Here is a 17,803-nt window from a genome sequence, read left to right on the forward strand (position 1 = left end):
CTCCGTGAGCGTGTCTCGAAGGACCCTGCTGCGCGCCTCCCTCGCGGTGCCGGCGGTGGCCTGGCTCCCCGGTTCCGCCGTCTCCGCCGCCGGATTCGTCCCCTTCGTCGACGACTACACCTCCAACACCACCGCGAACCTGACCGCCGAGACCAACGCGGCCGTCCGCATCCTGTCCGGCGTCTCCGCGCTGTGGCAGACCGGAACGGCCTGGAACACCGGCGTGCCGCTGGACCGCGCGACGCTGCGGGCCAACGTGCGGTTCTGCGAGACCCGGACCGCCTCCCGGACCGCGGCCGAGGGCGCCCGGGCGTTCGTGGTCGACCGTCAGCACCAGAGTTACGCGGTGATCGCCGGACTCGGCCCGCTCGCACCCTCCTACCGGGCCGGATCCCTCGCGGTCACCGGCATCACGTCCGCGCCGGAGACGACGCCGGCCACCACGGTCAGCGACTTCGTGCCGACCGACGCCCCGGCCGGGTCGGCGCTCGGCGCGGGCTCGCCGACGTCGTCGCTGGGCGATGTGGTGACCCTGGTCAACACCGTGCGCGGCAACTGGTCGTCGAGCAACCCGAGCAAGTTCGCGGTGCAGTACCCGCGGCCGTGGCGTCTCACCACCGACAGTGCGGTCGTGGACACCGGGGCGGTGGACGCGTTCGGTTACCCGGTCTACCGGTCCAAGGTCGTCGTCGTCCCGCAACTGCTCCGCCAGCGGGGGACCGTGCCGGCCGAGGACGGCGGGTTCCCGAGCGGGCACACCAACGCGCTGTTCCTGGCCGCGCTGGCCTACGCGTACGCCGTACCGGAACGCTTCCAGGAGTTGCTGACCTGCGCGTTCGACCTGGCCGACACCCGGATCACGGCCGGCATGCACTCGCCGCTCGACGTGGTGAGCGGGCGGATCCTGGCCACCGCGCTTGCCGCCGCGATCCTCAACGATCCGGCGAACGCGGACCTGAAGGCGGCGGCGCGGGCCCAGGCGGCGGCGGTGCTGACCGCCACGCCGGGAGCCGACGACCCCTACGCGGACCGGGTGCGGAACCGCCGGTCGATCCTGCCGCGGCTCACCTACATCCTGCCGCGGACCGGTCGGGACACCCCGCTGACCGTGCCGAAGGGCGCCGAGGTGCTGCTGGAGACCCGTCAGCCGTACCTGACGGCTGCCCAGCGGCGGGCGGTGCTCCGGACCACCGCGCTCCCCGGGGGATACGCGTTGCTCGACGGTCCGGAGCAGTGGGGGCGGCTCGACCTGTTCAAGGCCGCCGACGGCTACGGCGCGTTCGAGAACGACGTGGACGTGACCCTGGGCGCCGGCGTCTCGGACACCTGGCGCAACGACATCTCCGGTAGGGGCGGCCTGACCCTGCGGGGCTCCGGCACGCTGGCCCTGACCGGTGCGAACACCTTCCGCGGCGGGGTGCGGATCCTCGGCGGGACCCTGGCGGCGGAGTCTCTCGGTGATGTCACCGTGGACGGCGGGACGTTGCAGGTGTCGAACGCGCGGGTCACCGGAATCCTGAACATTAAATCAGGAAATCTCGTGGTAAATGCTACTAAATCGGGCACGGTGTTGACCGCTCAGAAGATCACCGGACGGTTCGCGAAGGTCACCGTTGCCACGCCGGGACTGAAAGCGGAACCGATCTACGCCCGCAACACCGTGCAAGTACGGATCACCCGCGGATGAGCGCCCCACGGGTCGTCCTCGTCGGCGCCCACGGACACGGGCGCGGTCACCTGGAAGCGATCGCCCGGCTGCATGCGGCCGGGCGTCTTCAGCTCGCAGGGGTGGCCGACCCGCGGCCGCTCGACCCCGATCAGCGTGCTCTGGCCGGGGACGCCGCACTCGGCTCCGACGCCACTGAACTGATCGACGCCGTCAAGCCGGACGTGGTCGTGCTGGTCACCCCGGTGCACACGCACGTCGCGCTGGCCGAGGCGGCGATGCGCGCCGGCGCGCACCTGCTCCTGGAGAAGCCGCCCGCACCGACCCTGGCCGGACTCGACCGGCTGCTCACCGTGCAGCGCGAGACCGGCCGGGTCGTGCAGGTCGGCTTCCAGGCGTTCGGATCGGGTGCGGTCACCGAACTGCGACGGCGCATCACGGACGGTGAACTGGGCGAGATCCGCGCGATCGGCGGCACCGGGCTCTGGTGGCGTGGCGAGGCGTACTGGAACCGCTCCGGCTGGGCCGGCCGCCGCTCGATCGACGGGGTGCCGGTCAACGACGGCGCCCTGACCAACCCGTTCGCGCACGCGGTGGCGCTGGCGGTGGCCCTGGACGGGTCCGGCGGCGCGGAGCCGGTGCGCCGGGTCGAACTCGACACCTACCGCACCCGGGCGTCCGAGGCGCACGACACGGCCAGCGCCCGGATCGTCACCGCCCGGCGGACCCCGGTCACCGTGGCGGCGACGCTGTGCGCGGAGACCGAGACCGAACCGACGGTCACCGTCTACGGCAGCCGGGACACCGCCGAGCTGCACTACACCGAGGACCGGCTGGTCACCGCGACCGGCGCGACCCGGCACGGGCGTACCGACCTGCTCGAGGACCTGCTCGACCACCTGGCCGGCGCAAGCGCCGGCCCGCTGGTGCCGCTCGCCGATACGCTGGCGTTCACGCAGGTCGCGGAGGCGGTGCTGGCCGCACCGGCGCCGACCGTGGTCGACCAGGAGGCGTTCGACGACCTGCCCGGCCTGACCCGCCGGGCCGCGGCGACCGGCCGCCTCTACCGCGAGACCGGAGCGCGCTGGGCGACCGCGGCACCCTTCACCTGGACACCGGAAGGCACCACGGCATGAGGATCACCACGGTCGAGGACACCGATCTCTTCCTCGGGCCGGAAGCGGCACCCCGGCAGGTCGTCCGGGTCACCCTCACCGCCACCACGGACACCGGACCTCTGCGGGTACGCGTGGAAGGCCCGACCGTGCGTACCCCCGAGGAGACCGTGACCACACCGCTGGCCGCCGGCGAGCAACGGGTCGTCGAGGTCGGGGTGCACGTGGCCGCGCCGGCCTCGGAGGGGTCGGTGCACCGGATCACGGTGATCGCCGAGAGCGGGGACGCCCGGGTCACCGCGAAGGCCGCCATGCGCGTCGCGGCCACCGGCTGGACCATGTGGATGATCTCGCACTTCCACTACGACCCGGTCTGGTGGAACACCCAGCGCGGCTTCACCGAGGTGTGGCAGCAGCTCCCGGACGTGCCGAAGGCCGACAAGCTGCGCCCGGCGTTCGTCCGGACCGCGTTCGACCTGGTCCGGGCGCACCTGGACGCGGCGCGGGCGGACGACGACTACCGGTTCGTGCTCGCCGAGATCGACTATCTGAAGCCGTACTGGGACGTGTATCCGGAGGACCGCAAGGACCTGCGACGGATGCTGCACGAGGGCCGGGTGGAACTGGTCGGCGGCATGTACAACGAGCCGAACACCAACCTGACCCACCCCGAGTCGACGATCCGCAACACCGTGCACGGGGTCGCCTACCAGCGGGAGGTGCTCGGTGGCGACCCGCAGACCGCGTGGATGCTGGACGTCTTCGGCCACGACCCGGCGTTCCCGGGACTGATGGCGGACGCCGGCCTGACGTCGAGTTCGTGGGCGCGCGGTCCGTTCCACCACATCGGGGCGCGGCGGCACACCGGCGACATCGAGCGCATGCAGTTCCCCAGCGAGTTCGAGTGGGTCTCGCCGACCGGGCGGGGTGTGCTGACCGCGTACATGGCCAACCACTACGTGGCCGGCTGGGACGTCGAGCGCAAGAACACCCTCGAGGAGGCGATGGCCGAGGCGTACGCCCAGTACCGCGAGTTGCGGAAGGTCTCGGCGACCCGGAACGTGATGCTGCCGGTCGGCCACGACCACAACATCCCGTCCCGGTGGTGCACCGAGATCCACCGCGAGTGGCCGTACGTGTGGCCGAAGTTCCGGATGGGCATCCCGCGGGACTTCTTCGACGCGGTCCGCGCCGAACAGCCCCGGTTCTCGCCGCAGACCCGGGACATGAACCCGGTCTACACCGGCAAGGACGTGTCGTACATCGACACGAAGCAGGCGCAGCGGGCCGGCGAGACGGTGGTCCTCGACGCGGAACGGTTCGGCACCCTGGCGGCGCTGCTCGGCGGCCGGTACCCGGCGGAGGAACTGGACAAGGCGTGGCGGCTGCTGGCCTACGGCGCCCACCACGACGCGGTGACCGGGACCGAGTCGGATCAGGTCTACCTGGACCTGGTCGCGGGCTGGCGCGAGGCCTGGGAACTGGGTGCGACGGCCCGGTCCGCGGCGCTGCGGGCGCTGGGTTCCTTCGCGGACACCCGGGGACGGGGCCAGGCGGTGCTGGTGGCCAATCCGCTGTCCTGGTCGCGAGACGGTGTGACGACCGTTCGTGCTGACTTTCCCGCCCCGGGCCCCCGGGGGGTCACGGTGCTCGACGACCGTGGGAACACGCTGCCGGCGGTCGCCGAGGGGGAGACCCGGCACCCGGACGGCACCCTCGCCTCGGTCACGCTGTCCGTTGCGGCCCAGGAGGTGCCGGCCCTGGGCTACCAGGTGTGGCGGGTGGTCCCCGCCGCGTCGGTCCCGGTCTGGACCGCCGGAGACTCCGAGGCACCGGATCCGTCCATCGAGAACGAGGCGTTCCGGATCACCTGCTCCGGCGGGGCACTGACCAGCATCCACGACCTGCGGCACGGGCGTGAGCTGCTGCGGGCCGACGGGGCCGGCGGTGAGCTCGTCGTGCAGCAGGAGTACCCCGACCACCCGTTCTGGGGTGAGGGCCCGTGGCATCTGCTGCCCCGGGGGCCCGGCGTCGCGGTGACCGGGACGTCGGCGCGGGTCGAGCACAGCCCGGCCGGCAGCCGCCTGGTGATCCGCGGAACGTTCGAGGACCTGACGGTCACCCGCGAGGTGCTGCTCTGGCACGGCGTGGACCGCGTCGACTTCCGCACCCACGTGGACGGGTCGATCGGGGCGGACCGGCTGCTGCGGGTGCGGTTCGACTTCGACGGTCCGGGCGCCCTGCCGGTCTCCGACGTGGGGTTCGCGGCCATCGGACGCTCGTTCGGCTTCCCGAACGTGGACGCCGCGGAGAGCCTGTGGACACTGGACAACCCGGCCCACACCTGGGCGGGGCTGTCGGCCACCGCCCGGATCCGCGTCGCCGGCACCGACGTGGCGATCGGCGTCGCTGAGATCATCAGCGAGCACGACCAGCGGGACCTGATGACCGCCCTGGTCGCCCAGGGCGTGACCGCCACCGGCACCCGTCCGGCGGGCGAACGGTACGGAAGTCTGGACGCCGACTCCAACCTCCCCGACGTGCGCATCGTGGTGGGGGAGAACGCGTTCACCGACCAGGTCCTGGCCTCGGCGGAGCCGGGCTGCCGGGAGACACTGACGACGACCGGCCGTGTCTACATCCCCGCGATCGCTTCGCTCGCCGAGGCGTGGGTTCCCGACGCCGACCTGCGGGGACCGCGCGACCTGCCGGTCCTCATCGTCACCGATACCGGACGCGACGCCCTGATCGCCGATCTCGCCGACGCCGTCATCGAGATTCCGGACGTCATCCCGGGCGTCTCCGGTTTCTCGGGCTACTCCATGGCGGTGGTCAACCACGGCACCCCGGGGTTCGTGGTGGAACCGGACGGCACCTTCCACATGTCCCTGATGCGGGCCTGCACCGGCTGGCCCAGCGGCGTGTGGATCGACGGGCCGCAACGCACCACCCCCGACGGCACCGGATTCGCGCTGCAGCACTGGTCGCACACCTTCCGGTACAGCCTGGTGGCCGGAGCCGGCGACTGGCGGCAGGCCGGATTCGTGCACGCCGGGCAGGAGGTGAACCACCCGCTCGTCGCCGAACCCGTGCCGTCGTCGGCCGGGACACTGCCCGTGCGGGCGTCGCTGGGCTCGGTCGAACCCGCGTCGGCGGTCCTCACCGCCCTCAAACCCCGGGGCAACCCGCTGGCGGCCGGGCTCCCCGGCACCCAGGACGTGGGCGAGGGCCTCACGGTACGGATCTACGAGTCCACCGGCACCCCGCAGACCGCGCGCATCCGCATCCACGGTGGTCTCCGCGACGCGACCCGTACCGACGTGCTGGAAGCCGGGGCCGCCGACGGCCGCCTCGAAGCCGCCGACGGCGAGGTGATCGTCGACCTGGCGGCGGCCGACGTCGTGACCGTCTCCGCCCGCCCGGTGCGGGCGGCGACCGTCGTGGACGAGCCCGCGGTGGAACCCGTACAGCCGGTGCCGACCCGGTACTGGATGCACAACAAGGGCCCGGCGCCGCTCGGCAACCTGCCGGTGGCCGTCCACCTGTCGCCGACCGCGGCCACCCTGCCGGCCACGCTGCGCCTGACCGTGGGCTCGGCGACCGCCGCCACCGCCGGCACCGTCGAGCTGATCGTGCCGCCGGGACTGGAGGTGACCGCGGACGGGACGCTCGACTACGACCTGGCCGCCGGCGAACACCACACCATCGACCTGCACGTCACCGGCGACGGCGACGGCGTGCGCCACCTCGCGGCGCGGATCGTCGACCCCTTCGGGCAACGGCTGGAGGACACCGCGGCCCTCGCCGTCGGCGATCCGACAGTCGCGCCGGTCGAGGCGACCCTGGAACCGGCCGTTCTCAGCCTGGCGCCCGGCGGCACCGGGCGGCTCACCCTGACGCTGCGGAACCCGGCCGCCGGCCCGGTCCGCGGCGACGCCCAGCTCGTCTCACCGTACGGAACCTGGTCCGGCGAGGCGACGATCACGCCGTGGATCCGGGGGTGGGAGCTTCCGGCCGGCGGCACCCGCACCCTCACCTTCGACGTGGTGCTGTCCGGCGACGCCCGTCCCGGAGCGGACTACTGGGCACTGGTCCGGGTCGTCGGGATGGGCGAGGTGGGCTACACGCCAGGCGTACACCTCAGAGTTGTTGACCTTGAGGATTTGCCTGGTCACGCAGGGTCTACATCGCCCTGACGCGGAACCGCCGCGGCGCACCCGCCAGTGACGGGGGTGAGTAGACTCCCGGGTTCGCGGCGTCGGGTTGCGGTGAAGGGGACGATACGACGATGAGCATGCCGCTCCGTCCGGGGGACCGGACCAGCCTGGGGCGTTACGAGCTGGTGGGACGGCTCGGCGAGGGTGGCATGGGCACGGTCTTCCTGGGGCGCGGCCCGGACGGCCGGCCGGTGGCGATCAAGATGGTGCGGCCGGAGTTCTCGCACGACAGCGAGTTCCGGGGCCGGTTCCGCAGTGAGGTGACGCGGGCCAAGCAGGTCCCGCCGTTCTCCACCGCCGAGGTCCTGGACGCCGACCCGGACCATGAGCCGCCCTACCTGGTCGTCGAATTCGTGGACGGGCCCAGCCTGGCCGCGCAGATCCGCGAGACCGGCCCGCTCGGTGGCGCGGCGCTGCACCAGGTCGCGGTGGGGATCGCCACGGCGCTGACGGCGATCCACGGCGCGGGCGTGATCCACCGGGATCTGAAGCCGGGCAACGTGCTGATGGCCCGCGGCGGCATCAAGGTGATCGACTTCGGCATCGCGCGGGCGTTCGAGGCGACCAGCCAGCACACGCGCACCGACCAGATGGTGGGCACGGTGTCCTACATGGCGCCGGAACGCTTCGATCCGGTCGGCGGACGGCCGGTCACCGCGGCGGCGGACATCTTCGCGTGGGGTGCGGTGGTGGCCTATGCGGCGACCGGGCGGACCCCGTTCGCGGCCGACTCGACGGCGGCGACCGCGGTGCGGATCCTCACCCAGTCGCCGGACCTGACGGGTCTGCCGGCGTCGTTGCGGCAACCGGTGGAGCGGGCGCTCGCCAAGGAGCCCGAGGAGCGGCCGACCGCCCGGGAGCTTCTGGACATGCTGCTGCACGGTGCGCCGGCCGGGCTGGTCCGGTCGCCCGGGCAGCCGGCGGTACGCCCCGCCGACGAGCCGACCGTCCCCGTCGACGACCGCCCGCGGGAACCGGCCAAGCGCCGGGGTGTCCTCGTGCCGGCACTGGTCGCGGCGGTCGGCGTGCTCATCGCGGGCGCGGCCGGCCTCTACATCCGCGACAGGTCCGACCATTCCGGCGAGCTGAGTGCGGATGTCCGGTCCAGCGCGTCGGTGCCGGTGCCGGAGAACTCCGGCGACCTCCCGGAGGGCAGTGACGCGCCCGTGAGCGAACCGGAGACCCCCGAGGAACGGCAGGCCGCGATCATGCGGGGCACCCGGAAGACCCTGATCCACTTCGCCGAGATCGACCGGGACCTGGCCTTCCGGCAGGACTTCCCGCTGGCCCGCGCGGGTGACGGCACCGGCGCCAAGTCCGAGTTCGCCCTGCAGCCGACCGGGGTGGACTACATGATCCGCTCCCTGGCCGACCCGGACAGCGAGGTCTGCCTCGGCGTCAAGATCACCACGGACAACGAGTCCGGGCTGACCGGCACCGACTGCTACGTCAACAAGGCGACCCTCTTCCACCTCTCCGCGAGCGGCGAGACGGACGACAACGGGCGGCCGACGTACTACATCTACAACGACGCGTACGGCTTCGTGCAGTTCCACGAGACCAAGAAGACGGTCTACGTCGAGCACACCGGCGACGGCTGGCCGCTGACGTCGATCAGCTTCGTCGACCGCGGCGAGCTGCCCTCGTAAGGGCCTGTACCGAGGCGGGGGCGGAGCGAGGCGAGGCCCGGCACCTCGATGCGGGCCCTAACTGTCGGCCGGCCCCTGGTCGACGAAGACGAACTCGTCGATGCCGCCGCCCTCCCGGCTCGCCGTCAGCACGTCCTCCTCCCGGTCCCACCTGATCGGGCCGAGCGTCTGGTGGACGATCTGATAGAGGGGATGTTCGCCGGCGTCCGCGCTGCCGGTCGGCGTGACGAGGAAGACGTTCTCCGGTTCGGCGATGCAGTCGCTCACCTCGAGCGGGTCGCCGTCGTCGCCCACGCTGACGCAGGTGTCCTGGACCGGGTCCGTCCAGGCCCGGATCATGTAGCCCAGGACCTGCGGCTCGAGCACGAACAGTGACTCGTCGCCGTTGTCCTGGCCGAGGTCGAGGTCGGTCTCGTCCAGGTCCACCCGCATGACCGAGCCCGGACCGGAGCCGAGCCGGATGAGGATCTTGCGTTCGCCGCGCAGGATCGCGGCCTGGATCTCCTCCGGTGTCTGCGGCTCCGGTGTCTGGGTGATCTCCGCGTCGAAGCTGTCGGACGCGCTGGGCGCCGAGTCGTGCAGGACGAGCAGGCCGAGGGGCGCGGCGCAGAACAACGTCACCGCCCCGGCGACGGCGATCATGACTTTCCGGCCGCGGCGCTTCTTGGGCACCGGCGGAACCGGGGCCACCGGGACCGCGGGCGAGGCCGACACCGGAGCCGGGACCGGCGCGGATGCCGGCATCGGCGGGGGAGTGTCGTCGGAGACCGGCAGCGGCACCGGGATCGGCGGCGTCGTGACCCGGGTCGTGAGGGAACCGCCGGTCAGCAGCATGTCGAGCAGTTCCCGGGCGGTCGGCCGGTCCCGCGGCTCCTTCGCCAGCGCCGACTCCACCACACCGCGCAGCGGATCCGGGATGCCGCGCAGGTCCGGCTCCTGGGTGAGGATCCGCATCGCGGTGGCCGGCGGGGACTCGGCCTGGAACGGGGTGCGCCCGGTCGCCGCGAACGTCACCACGGCACCCCACGCGAAGATGTCCGCCGCCGCGGTGACCGGCCGGCCGTCCACCGGGTCGAAGCGTTCCGGCGCCATGTAGGAGATCGTGCCGACCATCTGGTCGGTGCGCGTGTGGTGGCTGGTCGCCTCGAACGCCCGCGCGATGCCGAAGTCGATCACCTTGATGCCGCCGCGGGCCATCAGCACGTTGCCCGGCTTCAGATCCCGGTGGATCACGCCCGCGCCGTGGATCGCCGTCAGCGCGGTGGCCACACCGACCGCGACCTGGTGCAGTTCGGCGCCGGACATCGGGCCGAGCTTCTTGATGTCCGCGGCCAGGCTCGGCCCGTCGATGTACTCGACGACCAGGTAGGGCGGCTCGTGATCCGGGTCGGCGTCCAGGACCTCGGCGGTGGAGAACGGCGGGACCTGCTTGGCCCGCGTCACCTCACTGCGGAACCGGCCCCGGAACTCGCTGTCGTGCGAGAACTCCGAGCGGACCATCTTGATCGCCACCGGCCGCCCGTCCGGGCCCCGTCCGAGGTAGACCGTGCCCATGCCGCCCTCGCCCAGGCGGCCCACCAGCTCGTACCGCCCGAGCCACGCCTGGTCGCCGGGTCGCAGCGGCTCGCTCATGTCGACATCTCTCCCCACGCGCCGCCGTCCAGGGCCACGAGTCCGGAAGTCTACTCAAACCGATCTCGTGCGCGTCGATGCCGCCACGCGCTTTCCCGTCAGCGCGGTCAGGCCGTTCCGCACACCCTCTCACCGGGGTACGCCTCCGTGACGGTCCCGCCCGCACGGTCGTCCGCGCGTCGACCCGGTCGCCGTGCTTGTCGCGTACCCCCGCAGGAGGGTGTGGGGTCAGGAGCCGAGCATGCCGAGGGCCTGCGCGCGCAGCGCCGCCTGGGTGCGGTCCCGGACGCCGAGTTTGCCGAGCACGCTGGTGACGTGGTTCTTGACGGTGCCCTCGGCGAGGAAGAGCTTGCGGGCGATCTCCCGGTTGGTGTGTCCGAGAGCGACCAGCCGCACGATCTCCAGTTCCCGGGCGGAGAGCGGCTGCCGGTGGTCGTCGGGGAAGGGGAGAGTGGTCATCGGGTACCTCCGTCGCTGCTTCGGTCGCCGGTCCTCAACCGGGCACCTCGATCCGCGGGGTCGAACCGCCGGCGAGCGTGGGTCTCCAGGTCGTCCGGCGGTGGTTCCGGCGGTTCGCCGAGTGAGCGGCTCACCTCCCGCAGTGCCTCCTCGGTCTGTTCCTGGGCCTTGACCAGCATCTGTTCGGCCCGGTCCGGCTGCGGGACGAGCAATGCCCGGGCGGCCCGGATCTGCACCTGGACGACGGTCAGTGCGTGCCCGAGTCCGTCGTGGACGTCGCGGGCGACCCGGTAGCGGTCCTGGACGGTGGCGAGGTGTTCGACCTGGATCGCGTACTCGCGGAGGCGGCCGTGCGCGGCGGCCAGCTCGGCGCGGGCCTGCTGTTCGCGGGTCACCGCGGTGGTCAGTGCGACGGCGAGGATCGCGGCGGTGAACAGTCCGAGGTCGAGGATCGGGAGCAGCAGCACGGCGGGGACGATCGCGCGCAACGGCAGCAGCAGGACGGCCTGGGCGGCGATCACGACGACGATGAGCATCGGGGTGGCGCCGGCGACACCCGCGGAGGTGAGCAGCACGGCGCCGCCGAGCCCGGCCAGCAGGGTGAGGTATCCGGCCGAGAGTACGCGGCTGGCACGGCGCCGTACCGCACTGAAACCCCAGGTGGCGGTGAGTAGGAACGCGGAGGCGGGCGCCAGCGTCAGCTCCGAGCGCCGGCCGGTGGCCACGTCGGTCAGCAGCGTCAGATACGCCGCGACGGTTAGTGCGAAAATGGCCGGTCTCATCGAGAAATATCTAACTATCGGTACGCGCTATGCGCAACCGTTTCGTCACTCCCCGTCGCCACCTTCTCGAAGGTTGACGCTGTCAACCTGGGCGAGTAGGTTGACAGCGTCAACCTCAGAGGAGTCATGGATGGCTACGGTTCTGATCACCGGCGGACACTCGGGCATCGGCCTCGCCGCGGCCCGCGTGCTCGCCGCGGAAAACCACGACCTCGTGCTGGCGGGGCGCAGCCCGGACCGGATGCGGGCGGTCGCCGACGAACTGCGCGCCGCGCACGGCGTGCGGGTGACGACATCGGCCCTGGACACGTCGTCGCTCACCTCGGTCCGGGCGGCCGCCGAACGGGTGCGCCGGATGCTCGCCGACGGGGAGATCGCCGCGCTCGACGCGATCGCCTGCAACGCCGGCGGCCGGTTCGACGGCCCGGTGACCTACAGCCCCGAGGGGTACGAGACGACGTTCGCGACCAACTGCCTCGGGCACTTCCTGCTCGTGGAACTCCTGCTGCCGCACCTGCCGGACGACGGGCGGGTGGTGTACACCTCCAGCAGCACCCACGACCCGGACTCGATGGACGGGCGGATGGTCGGGGCCGTCGTCGAGCCGGACGCCACCGCGCTCGCCACCACAGGTAAGGACGGCGCAAAGGCGCTGTCCGCGGGGAAACGGTACTCGACCTCGAAACTGTGCACCGTGATGTACGCCTACGAGCTGGACCGCCGGCTCCGCAAGGCCGGCAGCTCGATCGCGTCGATCGCCTTCGACCCGGGTTCCATCCCCGACACCGGTTTCCTGCGCGGCATGCCGAAACCGGTCCAGTGGGTCTCCACGACCGCCGCCATGAAATGGGTGACCAAGCGCATCGGCGCGATCACCTCCACCGTCGAGTTCTCCGGTGCCTCCCTGGCCGCGCTCATCGTGAGCCCGGAGCATGCCGACGGAGCCGGTAAGTACTTCCAGGCCAACGACGGAACCCTGGCGGCGGTCCGGTCGGCCCGGCTCTCCTACGACGAGCAGCGCGCGAGAAAATTGTGGGACGACAGCAGGCGGCTCGCCGGCCTGACCGCCGCGGAAGAACCGGAGCTACTGCGATGAGCACCGCCGAACGACTCGTCACGGCCGCCGCCACCCTGCTCGACGACGGCGGCGAGGCCGCGGTCACCCTGCGCGCCGTCGGCGCCGCGATCGGGGTGTCGCACAACGCGCCGTACAAACATTTCGTCAACCGTGACGACCTGCTCGCGGCCGTCGCCGCCGCCGACTTCCGGGCCCTGGCCGCCACGTGGCAGCAGATCCGGTCATCCGGCCAGGAACCGAACCAGCGGCTGCTCGCCGCGCTGGACGCCGTGATCGACTTCAGCCGGAGTCATCCCGCCCGATACCAGCTGCTGTTCAACAGCCCCGGGATCGCCGCCCGGGGCGGCCCGCTGACGGTCGCCGCGGACGAGGCCCTCGCCGTCTTCGCCACCATCGTCGAGGACAGCCAGGCGGCAGGGGCGCTGCCCGACGTGCCGAGCGACAACCTCGCCATCCTCATCTTCGCCACCGCACACGGCCTGATCAACGCCGATGCCAGCGGCCGGCTACGCGAGCGCACCGGCTGGGCGACGACCGGCACCGGCCTGCAGATCCTGGTCCGGCTCCTGGCGGGCAGCCGATCATGACGCCGGTCTTCTCCCTCGCCGAACGTGACCGCCGATGGGACCTGGCCCGGACCTTCATGGCCCGCGAAGGCCTCGACGCCCTGCTCGTCTTCGGCGAACACGAAGACGCCGGGCCCGCGCCCGTCGCCTACGACACCTGGTTCACCAACGGCCGGCCCGGCGCCACGGTCGTCGTCACCGCTGAGGGCGCACCCGTCTCCCTGCTGCCCGGCCCGATGTACATCATGGATCACCTGGAGTCCTCGCGCCGCGGCGAAACCATGTGGATCCCCCCGGAGAACCTGCGCCCCGCCCGCAGCTCCCGCACCATCGTCGAGGCGCTGCACGCCTCCGGCCTGGACGCGGCGACCATCGGCGTCGTCGGCCTGGGATCCCACATGCCCTGGCACCCGGAGGGCATCATCCCGTACGGGCTGTGGAACGCGGTCCTGACCGCCCTGCCCCGAGCCGACTTCCGTCCCGTGGACCTCGCCTTCGGCCAGCTCATCCTCCCGCTCGGGGCCGAGGAGATCGCCGTGCTGCGCCGGTCGGCGGCGATCGGCGACGCCATGGTCGAGGCCATGGTGGCGACCGCGGCACCCGGCGTACCGGAGAGCCACGTGTACGCGGCGGGCATGGCCGCCGGCTACCGCCAGGGCACCCTGCCCGCGGCCATGCACCTGTGGTCGGGTCCCGACGTGATCGCCGCCGGGCCACCGGCCTGGGGCCAGCGCCCCCAGGAACCCCGCACCCTCGCCGACGGCGACGTCATCTACGCCGAGGTGTTCGCCAACTTCGGCGGACGCCACACCCAGAACCAGGTCACCATCGCCGTCGGCGACGTCCACGAGGACTTCCACCGGGCGGCGCTGGTCGCCCGGGCCGCGTACGACGCCGGCCTGGCAGCGCTGCGCCCCGGCCGGACCTTCGGCGACCTCGTCGACGCGATGCACGAGCCGATCGATGCCGCCGACGGCTGGCCGTTCCTGATCGCCGTCCACTCGCTCAACCCCGGCTTGTCCGTGGGCAAGGGCCGCGGGTTGTTCAGCCGCATCCCGGGCACCGAGGGCTACCCGCGGATCGACGACCACCCGGCCTTCCTGCCGGAGATGGAACTGGTGCCGGGGATGAGCTTCGCGTTCGAGCCGAATTACGCGTACGGCCGGCACCTGGCCCACCTCGGCGGCACCGTGGTCGTCGGGGAGGACACGCCGATCGAGCTCAACGCGTACACGGCACAGCTGCTGCACGCGCGCGGGGACGCGGCCTGACCGGTCCGTCCGTCCTGATCGAACCAGCCGGTCGTGCTACCTGCGTGGCGCGACCGGCTGCCATCATGGCTCGATGAGCGACGATCGTCGATCAACTCCGGGACTGCGGTCGGCGGTCGCCGTCGTGACGCTCAGCGTCGGCCTGAACGCCTTCACCAACATCTTCACCGGCGCGCTCCCGGAGAACTGGGAGTGGACGAAGGACTGGAAACTCACCGGCACGGCGGTGGCGCTCGGCGCCGCCCTGTCGGTGGTCCCGGCGCTGGCCGGGCGGGCGGAGTGGCGACGGTTCGCCACCGCGCTGCGCGGCCGGCTGAGCTTCCGGTACGCCGGTGCCTATCGCCGATGGGCCGCGGACTCCCGTGGTGTGGTGGATTCCACCGGTCAGATCACGGTGAGCCCGTTCAGCCCGGAGCTCGAAGACGTCTTCGTCCACGTCGAGTTGGTCCCGCAGGCACCCGGGCAGGTGTCGGCCGGGCTGGTCGGCGGTGGCCCGTCCGCGGGGACCCGGCGCCGGGTGTCGGAGTTCCTGCAAGGGCCGCCCCGGGTGCTGGTCGTGCTCGGCGCTCCGGGCAGCGGCAAGACCACCATGCTGAGCCACGTCGTCCGGGACATCGTGTCGAACCACCGCGCCCGGGCACGTTCCCTTCCGGTGCTGCTCCCGCTGAACGACCGGGCCGCGGCGATCCTCGCCGATGCCGGCGGCGGCCTGCCCGCGCTGATCGGGGGTTTCGCCCGTGGCCTGCCGGTCGCCGAGCCGGACGGCTGGTGGGAGCGGAAACTGCGAGCCGGGAGGTGCGTGGTGATCTTCGACGGGCTGGACGAGGTGCCCGGCGCCGACGAGCGCCGGTCCGTGGTGCGTTGGATCAACGAGCAGATCGCCCTGTTTCCGAAGAACGACTACATCGTCTCGTCGCGCCCGCACGGTTACGGCGGATCGTTCGTCACGGCGACGTCCACCCTCAAGGTTCTCCCGTTCAACCGGGAGCAGGTGGTGGAGTTCCTGCACAAGTGGTACCAGGCGGTCGACCGGGAGGAACGGGGCGGTCCGGTGTCACCCGGCGCCGCCGCGGCCGCCGACCATCTGCTGCACCAGCTCGAGACGATTCCCGGTCTCTACGACCTCACCGAGAACCCTCTGCTGCTCACCATGATCGCCACCGTTCACAAGTTCGGCGGGAGCTTGCCGACGAACCGGGCCCGCCTCTACCGCGAGGTGTGCGAGGTGATGCTGGACCGCCGCGGCCGGGAACCGGGACGTTCGGCCGACCTACCCGCGGGGCACCGACTCGCGTTGCTGAGCCGGCTCGCCTTCAGCTGGATGTGCGACGGCGTCCGGGACCTCGATCGCCGGATGTTGAACACCGTCCTGCGGCCCTGGCTGGCCGAGATCGACCCCGAGGTCAGCGCCGAACAGTTCCTCGCCGGTGTCGAACGGGACGGCCTGCTGGTCAGCCCGGACAAACGGACCGTCGGCTTCACCCACCAGACCTTCCAGGAATACCTGGCGGCCCGGCACATCGAGGACGCCGGGCGACCCGACGTTCTCGTCGAGTCGGTGGACCAGACCTGGTGGCGTGAGGTCACCCTGCTGTACGCCGCGGAGAACGACGTGTCATCGATCGTGCGTGGCGCCCTGGACGCCGACACCGAGAACGCCCTCGCGCTGGCCTTCGACATCGCCGCGACCACCGACCGGCTCCCGGACGACCTGCGGGACCGGCTCGACGTCATGCTGGCCCGCGGCCTGGAACCCGGCGCGGAGAAGTCGGACCGCCTGATCACGGTCGAGGTGCTCGTCAAACGCCTGCTGAGCCGGGTGAAGATCACCGACCGCGGCGCCCGGGTCTGCCTGCGGCCGGTGACCGCCGACCTGTACCGGTTGTACTGCCTGGACGTCGGTGCGGCGCCCGCCGAGGGGCCGGAGCGGGACCGGGTCGCCCGCGGGATCTGGCGTGCCGACGCCGAGCGGTTCCTTACCTGGCTCAACGATCTGTTGAAGGGCCGGCACCCCCGGCTCCGCCTGCCGGCCCCGGACGAACTGGACCTGATCGAACCGACCGCCCCCACCTGGGCCGCGGTCGGGGCCGGGGCCGCCCTCCGCTGGCCGGCCACCGATCGCAGCGGGGTGACCGGGGCGGACCTGTCCCGTGAGCTTGCGGCGGACCTGAACGGTTCCGCTGTTCTCGCCGCGGCGCTGGCGGAGCTGGCCCGGCGCGCCATTCGGGAGATCGACCTGGTGGCGAGCCGGATGATGAGCGCCGCCGCCGGAGTGGGTCAGGCGGAGACCTGGTATCTGGCCGCCCGGAACGACACAGGCCAGGACGCGGAACAGGGTATGCGTGATCATCACGCCCGTATGTTCACCAGGGCGAACAATGTGCGGGACCAGAGCCGGATCCTCCGTGACGCGTTGGTCTCCCTGGAACGGACGTTGCTCCGACTGCCGAGAGCAGAGACGGTGGCCGTAACCGGACGAGCCTGCCTTGACCATGCCGAGCGGGCGCTCGAGCAGGCGTCGAACCATCAGGTTCCCGGAGTGGACCTGGACTTCCGCAATGTCAGGAAGACCATCGGCAAGCTCGCCGCCCGGTTCGACGAACGCGACGTCCCGGTGACCCGGCCGCATCACCCGCACCCGCTCGACGGGATGTTGGCGCCGGTGGACTTCGACGTGGCCCGGTTGCGGTTTCCCGCGACCGGGACGATGCTGCCCGCCGAGACCGTCGCGAAGTCCCTGCTGCCCAAGCGATACCGTCCGAAGGGCGCGATCATCCGGGTGGACCTGGCGTCCGTCGCGGCCAAGGCCCGTCACCTGGCGCGCGGGGATGCGGCCGACCCGGGATTCCGTGCGGCGCTCGCCCACCTGGTGACGGTCGCCGAACCGATCGTCACCCGTCGGCAGCCGATCACGCCCGGTTCCGCGGCTCTCGTCCGGGCCGCCGCTTTCGTGCTGGCGCGGCATGCCGCGCGGGGCAAGGACACCGCCCTGGCCGGGGACCTGGTCGAGCTGGCTGCCGCGATGTCGCTGCTGGAACAGCGGCGCCGGTCGCCGGAAGTACTGGAGACGCTGATCCTGGCGTACGGCTAGTGCGGTGTCCGCGAACGTTCACCGGGTCGATCGGGTGCCGGGTTGTTTGATGTCACCATGGGCCTGCGATTGCTTCGCGCCTAGAGTCTCGTGGATACTGGTCTCATGCCTAGGATGCGGGTGGATGTCGGGCCGGTGGTGCATCGCACCGCCCGGATCGGTCTGCGGGTGACGCGGGCTCAGCGGCAGCGGTGCTTCGGGTTGTTGCGGTCGGCCGGTGACGTGTGGGCGTGCATCCTGGAGGTCAATGCCTGGCATCTTCGTCGCGGCGATGCGC

The 17,803-nt window shown here is 71.9% G+C and carries 11 protein-coding genes; 8 read left to right on the forward strand and 3 right to left on the reverse strand.

The features are described from left to right. Nucleotides 1–4 precede the first annotated feature (4 nt). The 4 genes from QSK32_RS24295 to QSK32_RS24310 all read left to right on the forward strand — a co-directional run bounded on the left by QSK32_RS24295 (nt 5) and on the right by QSK32_RS24310 (nt 8,647). Nucleotides 5–1,687, forward strand: a complete 1,683-nt coding sequence (locus QSK32_RS24295; RefSeq protein WP_285473276.1) for a phosphatase PAP2 family protein — start codon at nt 5–7, stop codon at nt 1,685–1,687. Continuing rightward, a complete protein-coding gene (locus QSK32_RS24300; RefSeq protein ID WP_285473277.1) occupies nt 1,684–2,802 on the forward strand; it encodes a Gfo/Idh/MocA family protein in 1,119 nt (372 codons plus the stop codon). Before QSK32_RS24295 ends, QSK32_RS24300 begins: the two co-directional genes overlap by 4 nt. Further along, nucleotides 2,799–6,977 (forward strand): glycoside hydrolase family 38 N-terminal domain-containing protein, encoded by a 4,179-nt coding sequence (locus tag QSK32_RS24305; protein WP_045741662.1) that lies wholly within the window; start codon nt 2,799–2,801, stop codon nt 6,975–6,977. Before QSK32_RS24300 ends, QSK32_RS24305 begins: the two co-directional genes overlap by 4 nt. Before the next feature lie 92 nt (nt 6,978–7,069). Beyond that, on the forward strand, nt 7,070–8,647 hold the full coding sequence (locus QSK32_RS24310) for a serine/threonine protein kinase (protein WP_285473278.1): 1,578 nt from the start codon (nt 7,070–7,072) through the stop codon (nt 8,645–8,647). 57 nt (nt 8,648–8,704) lie between these two features. On the opposite strand, the gene QSK32_RS24315 is transcribed toward QSK32_RS24310, so the two are convergent. The 3 genes from QSK32_RS24315 to QSK32_RS24325 all read right to left on the reverse strand — a co-directional run bounded on the left by QSK32_RS24315 (nt 8,705) and on the right by QSK32_RS24325 (nt 11,520). Next, nucleotides 8,705–10,279, reverse strand: a complete 1,575-nt coding sequence (locus QSK32_RS24315) for a serine/threonine protein kinase (RefSeq protein WP_285473279.1) — start codon at nt 10,277–10,279, stop codon at nt 8,705–8,707. Nucleotides 10,280–10,507: 228 nt separating this feature from the next. Beyond that, nucleotides 10,508–10,738, reverse strand: coding sequence for a helix-turn-helix domain-containing protein (locus QSK32_RS24320; RefSeq protein WP_045748420.1), 231 nt, complete (start codon nt 10,736–10,738; stop codon nt 10,508–10,510). Next, on the reverse strand, nt 10,735–11,520 hold the full coding sequence (locus QSK32_RS24325) for a histidine kinase (protein ID WP_052721307.1): 786 nt from the start codon (nt 11,518–11,520) through the stop codon (nt 10,735–10,737). Before QSK32_RS24325 ends, QSK32_RS24320 begins: the two co-directional genes overlap by 4 nt. Before the next feature lie 130 nt (nt 11,521–11,650). On the opposite strand from QSK32_RS24325, the gene QSK32_RS24330 reads away from it, so the two are divergent. The 4 genes from QSK32_RS24330 to QSK32_RS24345 all read left to right on the forward strand — a co-directional run bounded on the left by QSK32_RS24330 (nt 11,651) and on the right by QSK32_RS24345 (nt 17,526). Next, nucleotides 11,651–12,616, forward strand: coding sequence for an SDR family NAD(P)-dependent oxidoreductase (locus QSK32_RS24330; RefSeq protein WP_045748421.1), 966 nt, complete (start codon nt 11,651–11,653; stop codon nt 12,614–12,616). Beyond that, a complete protein-coding gene (locus QSK32_RS24335) occupies nt 12,613–13,185 on the forward strand; it encodes a TetR/AcrR family transcriptional regulator (RefSeq protein WP_052721309.1) in 573 nt (190 codons plus the stop codon). The genes QSK32_RS24330 and QSK32_RS24335 overlap by 4 nt, the downstream gene beginning before the upstream one ends. Beyond that, complete coding sequence (locus QSK32_RS24340; RefSeq protein WP_285473280.1) at nt 13,182–14,435, forward strand: aminopeptidase P family protein; 1,254 nt, start codon at nt 13,182–13,184, stop codon at nt 14,433–14,435. Before QSK32_RS24335 ends, QSK32_RS24340 begins: the two co-directional genes overlap by 4 nt. A gap of 73 nt (nt 14,436–14,508) precedes the next feature. Then, nucleotides 14,509–17,526, forward strand: a complete 3,018-nt coding sequence (locus tag QSK32_RS24345) for an NACHT domain-containing protein (RefSeq protein WP_285473281.1) — start codon at nt 14,509–14,511, stop codon at nt 17,524–17,526. Nucleotides 17,527–17,803 lie beyond the last annotated feature (277 nt).

Source organism: Actinoplanes sp. NBRC 101535 (assembly GCF_030269225.1).
Lineage (GTDB): Bacteria > Actinomycetota > Actinomycetes > Mycobacteriales > Micromonosporaceae > Actinoplanes > Actinoplanes rectilineatus.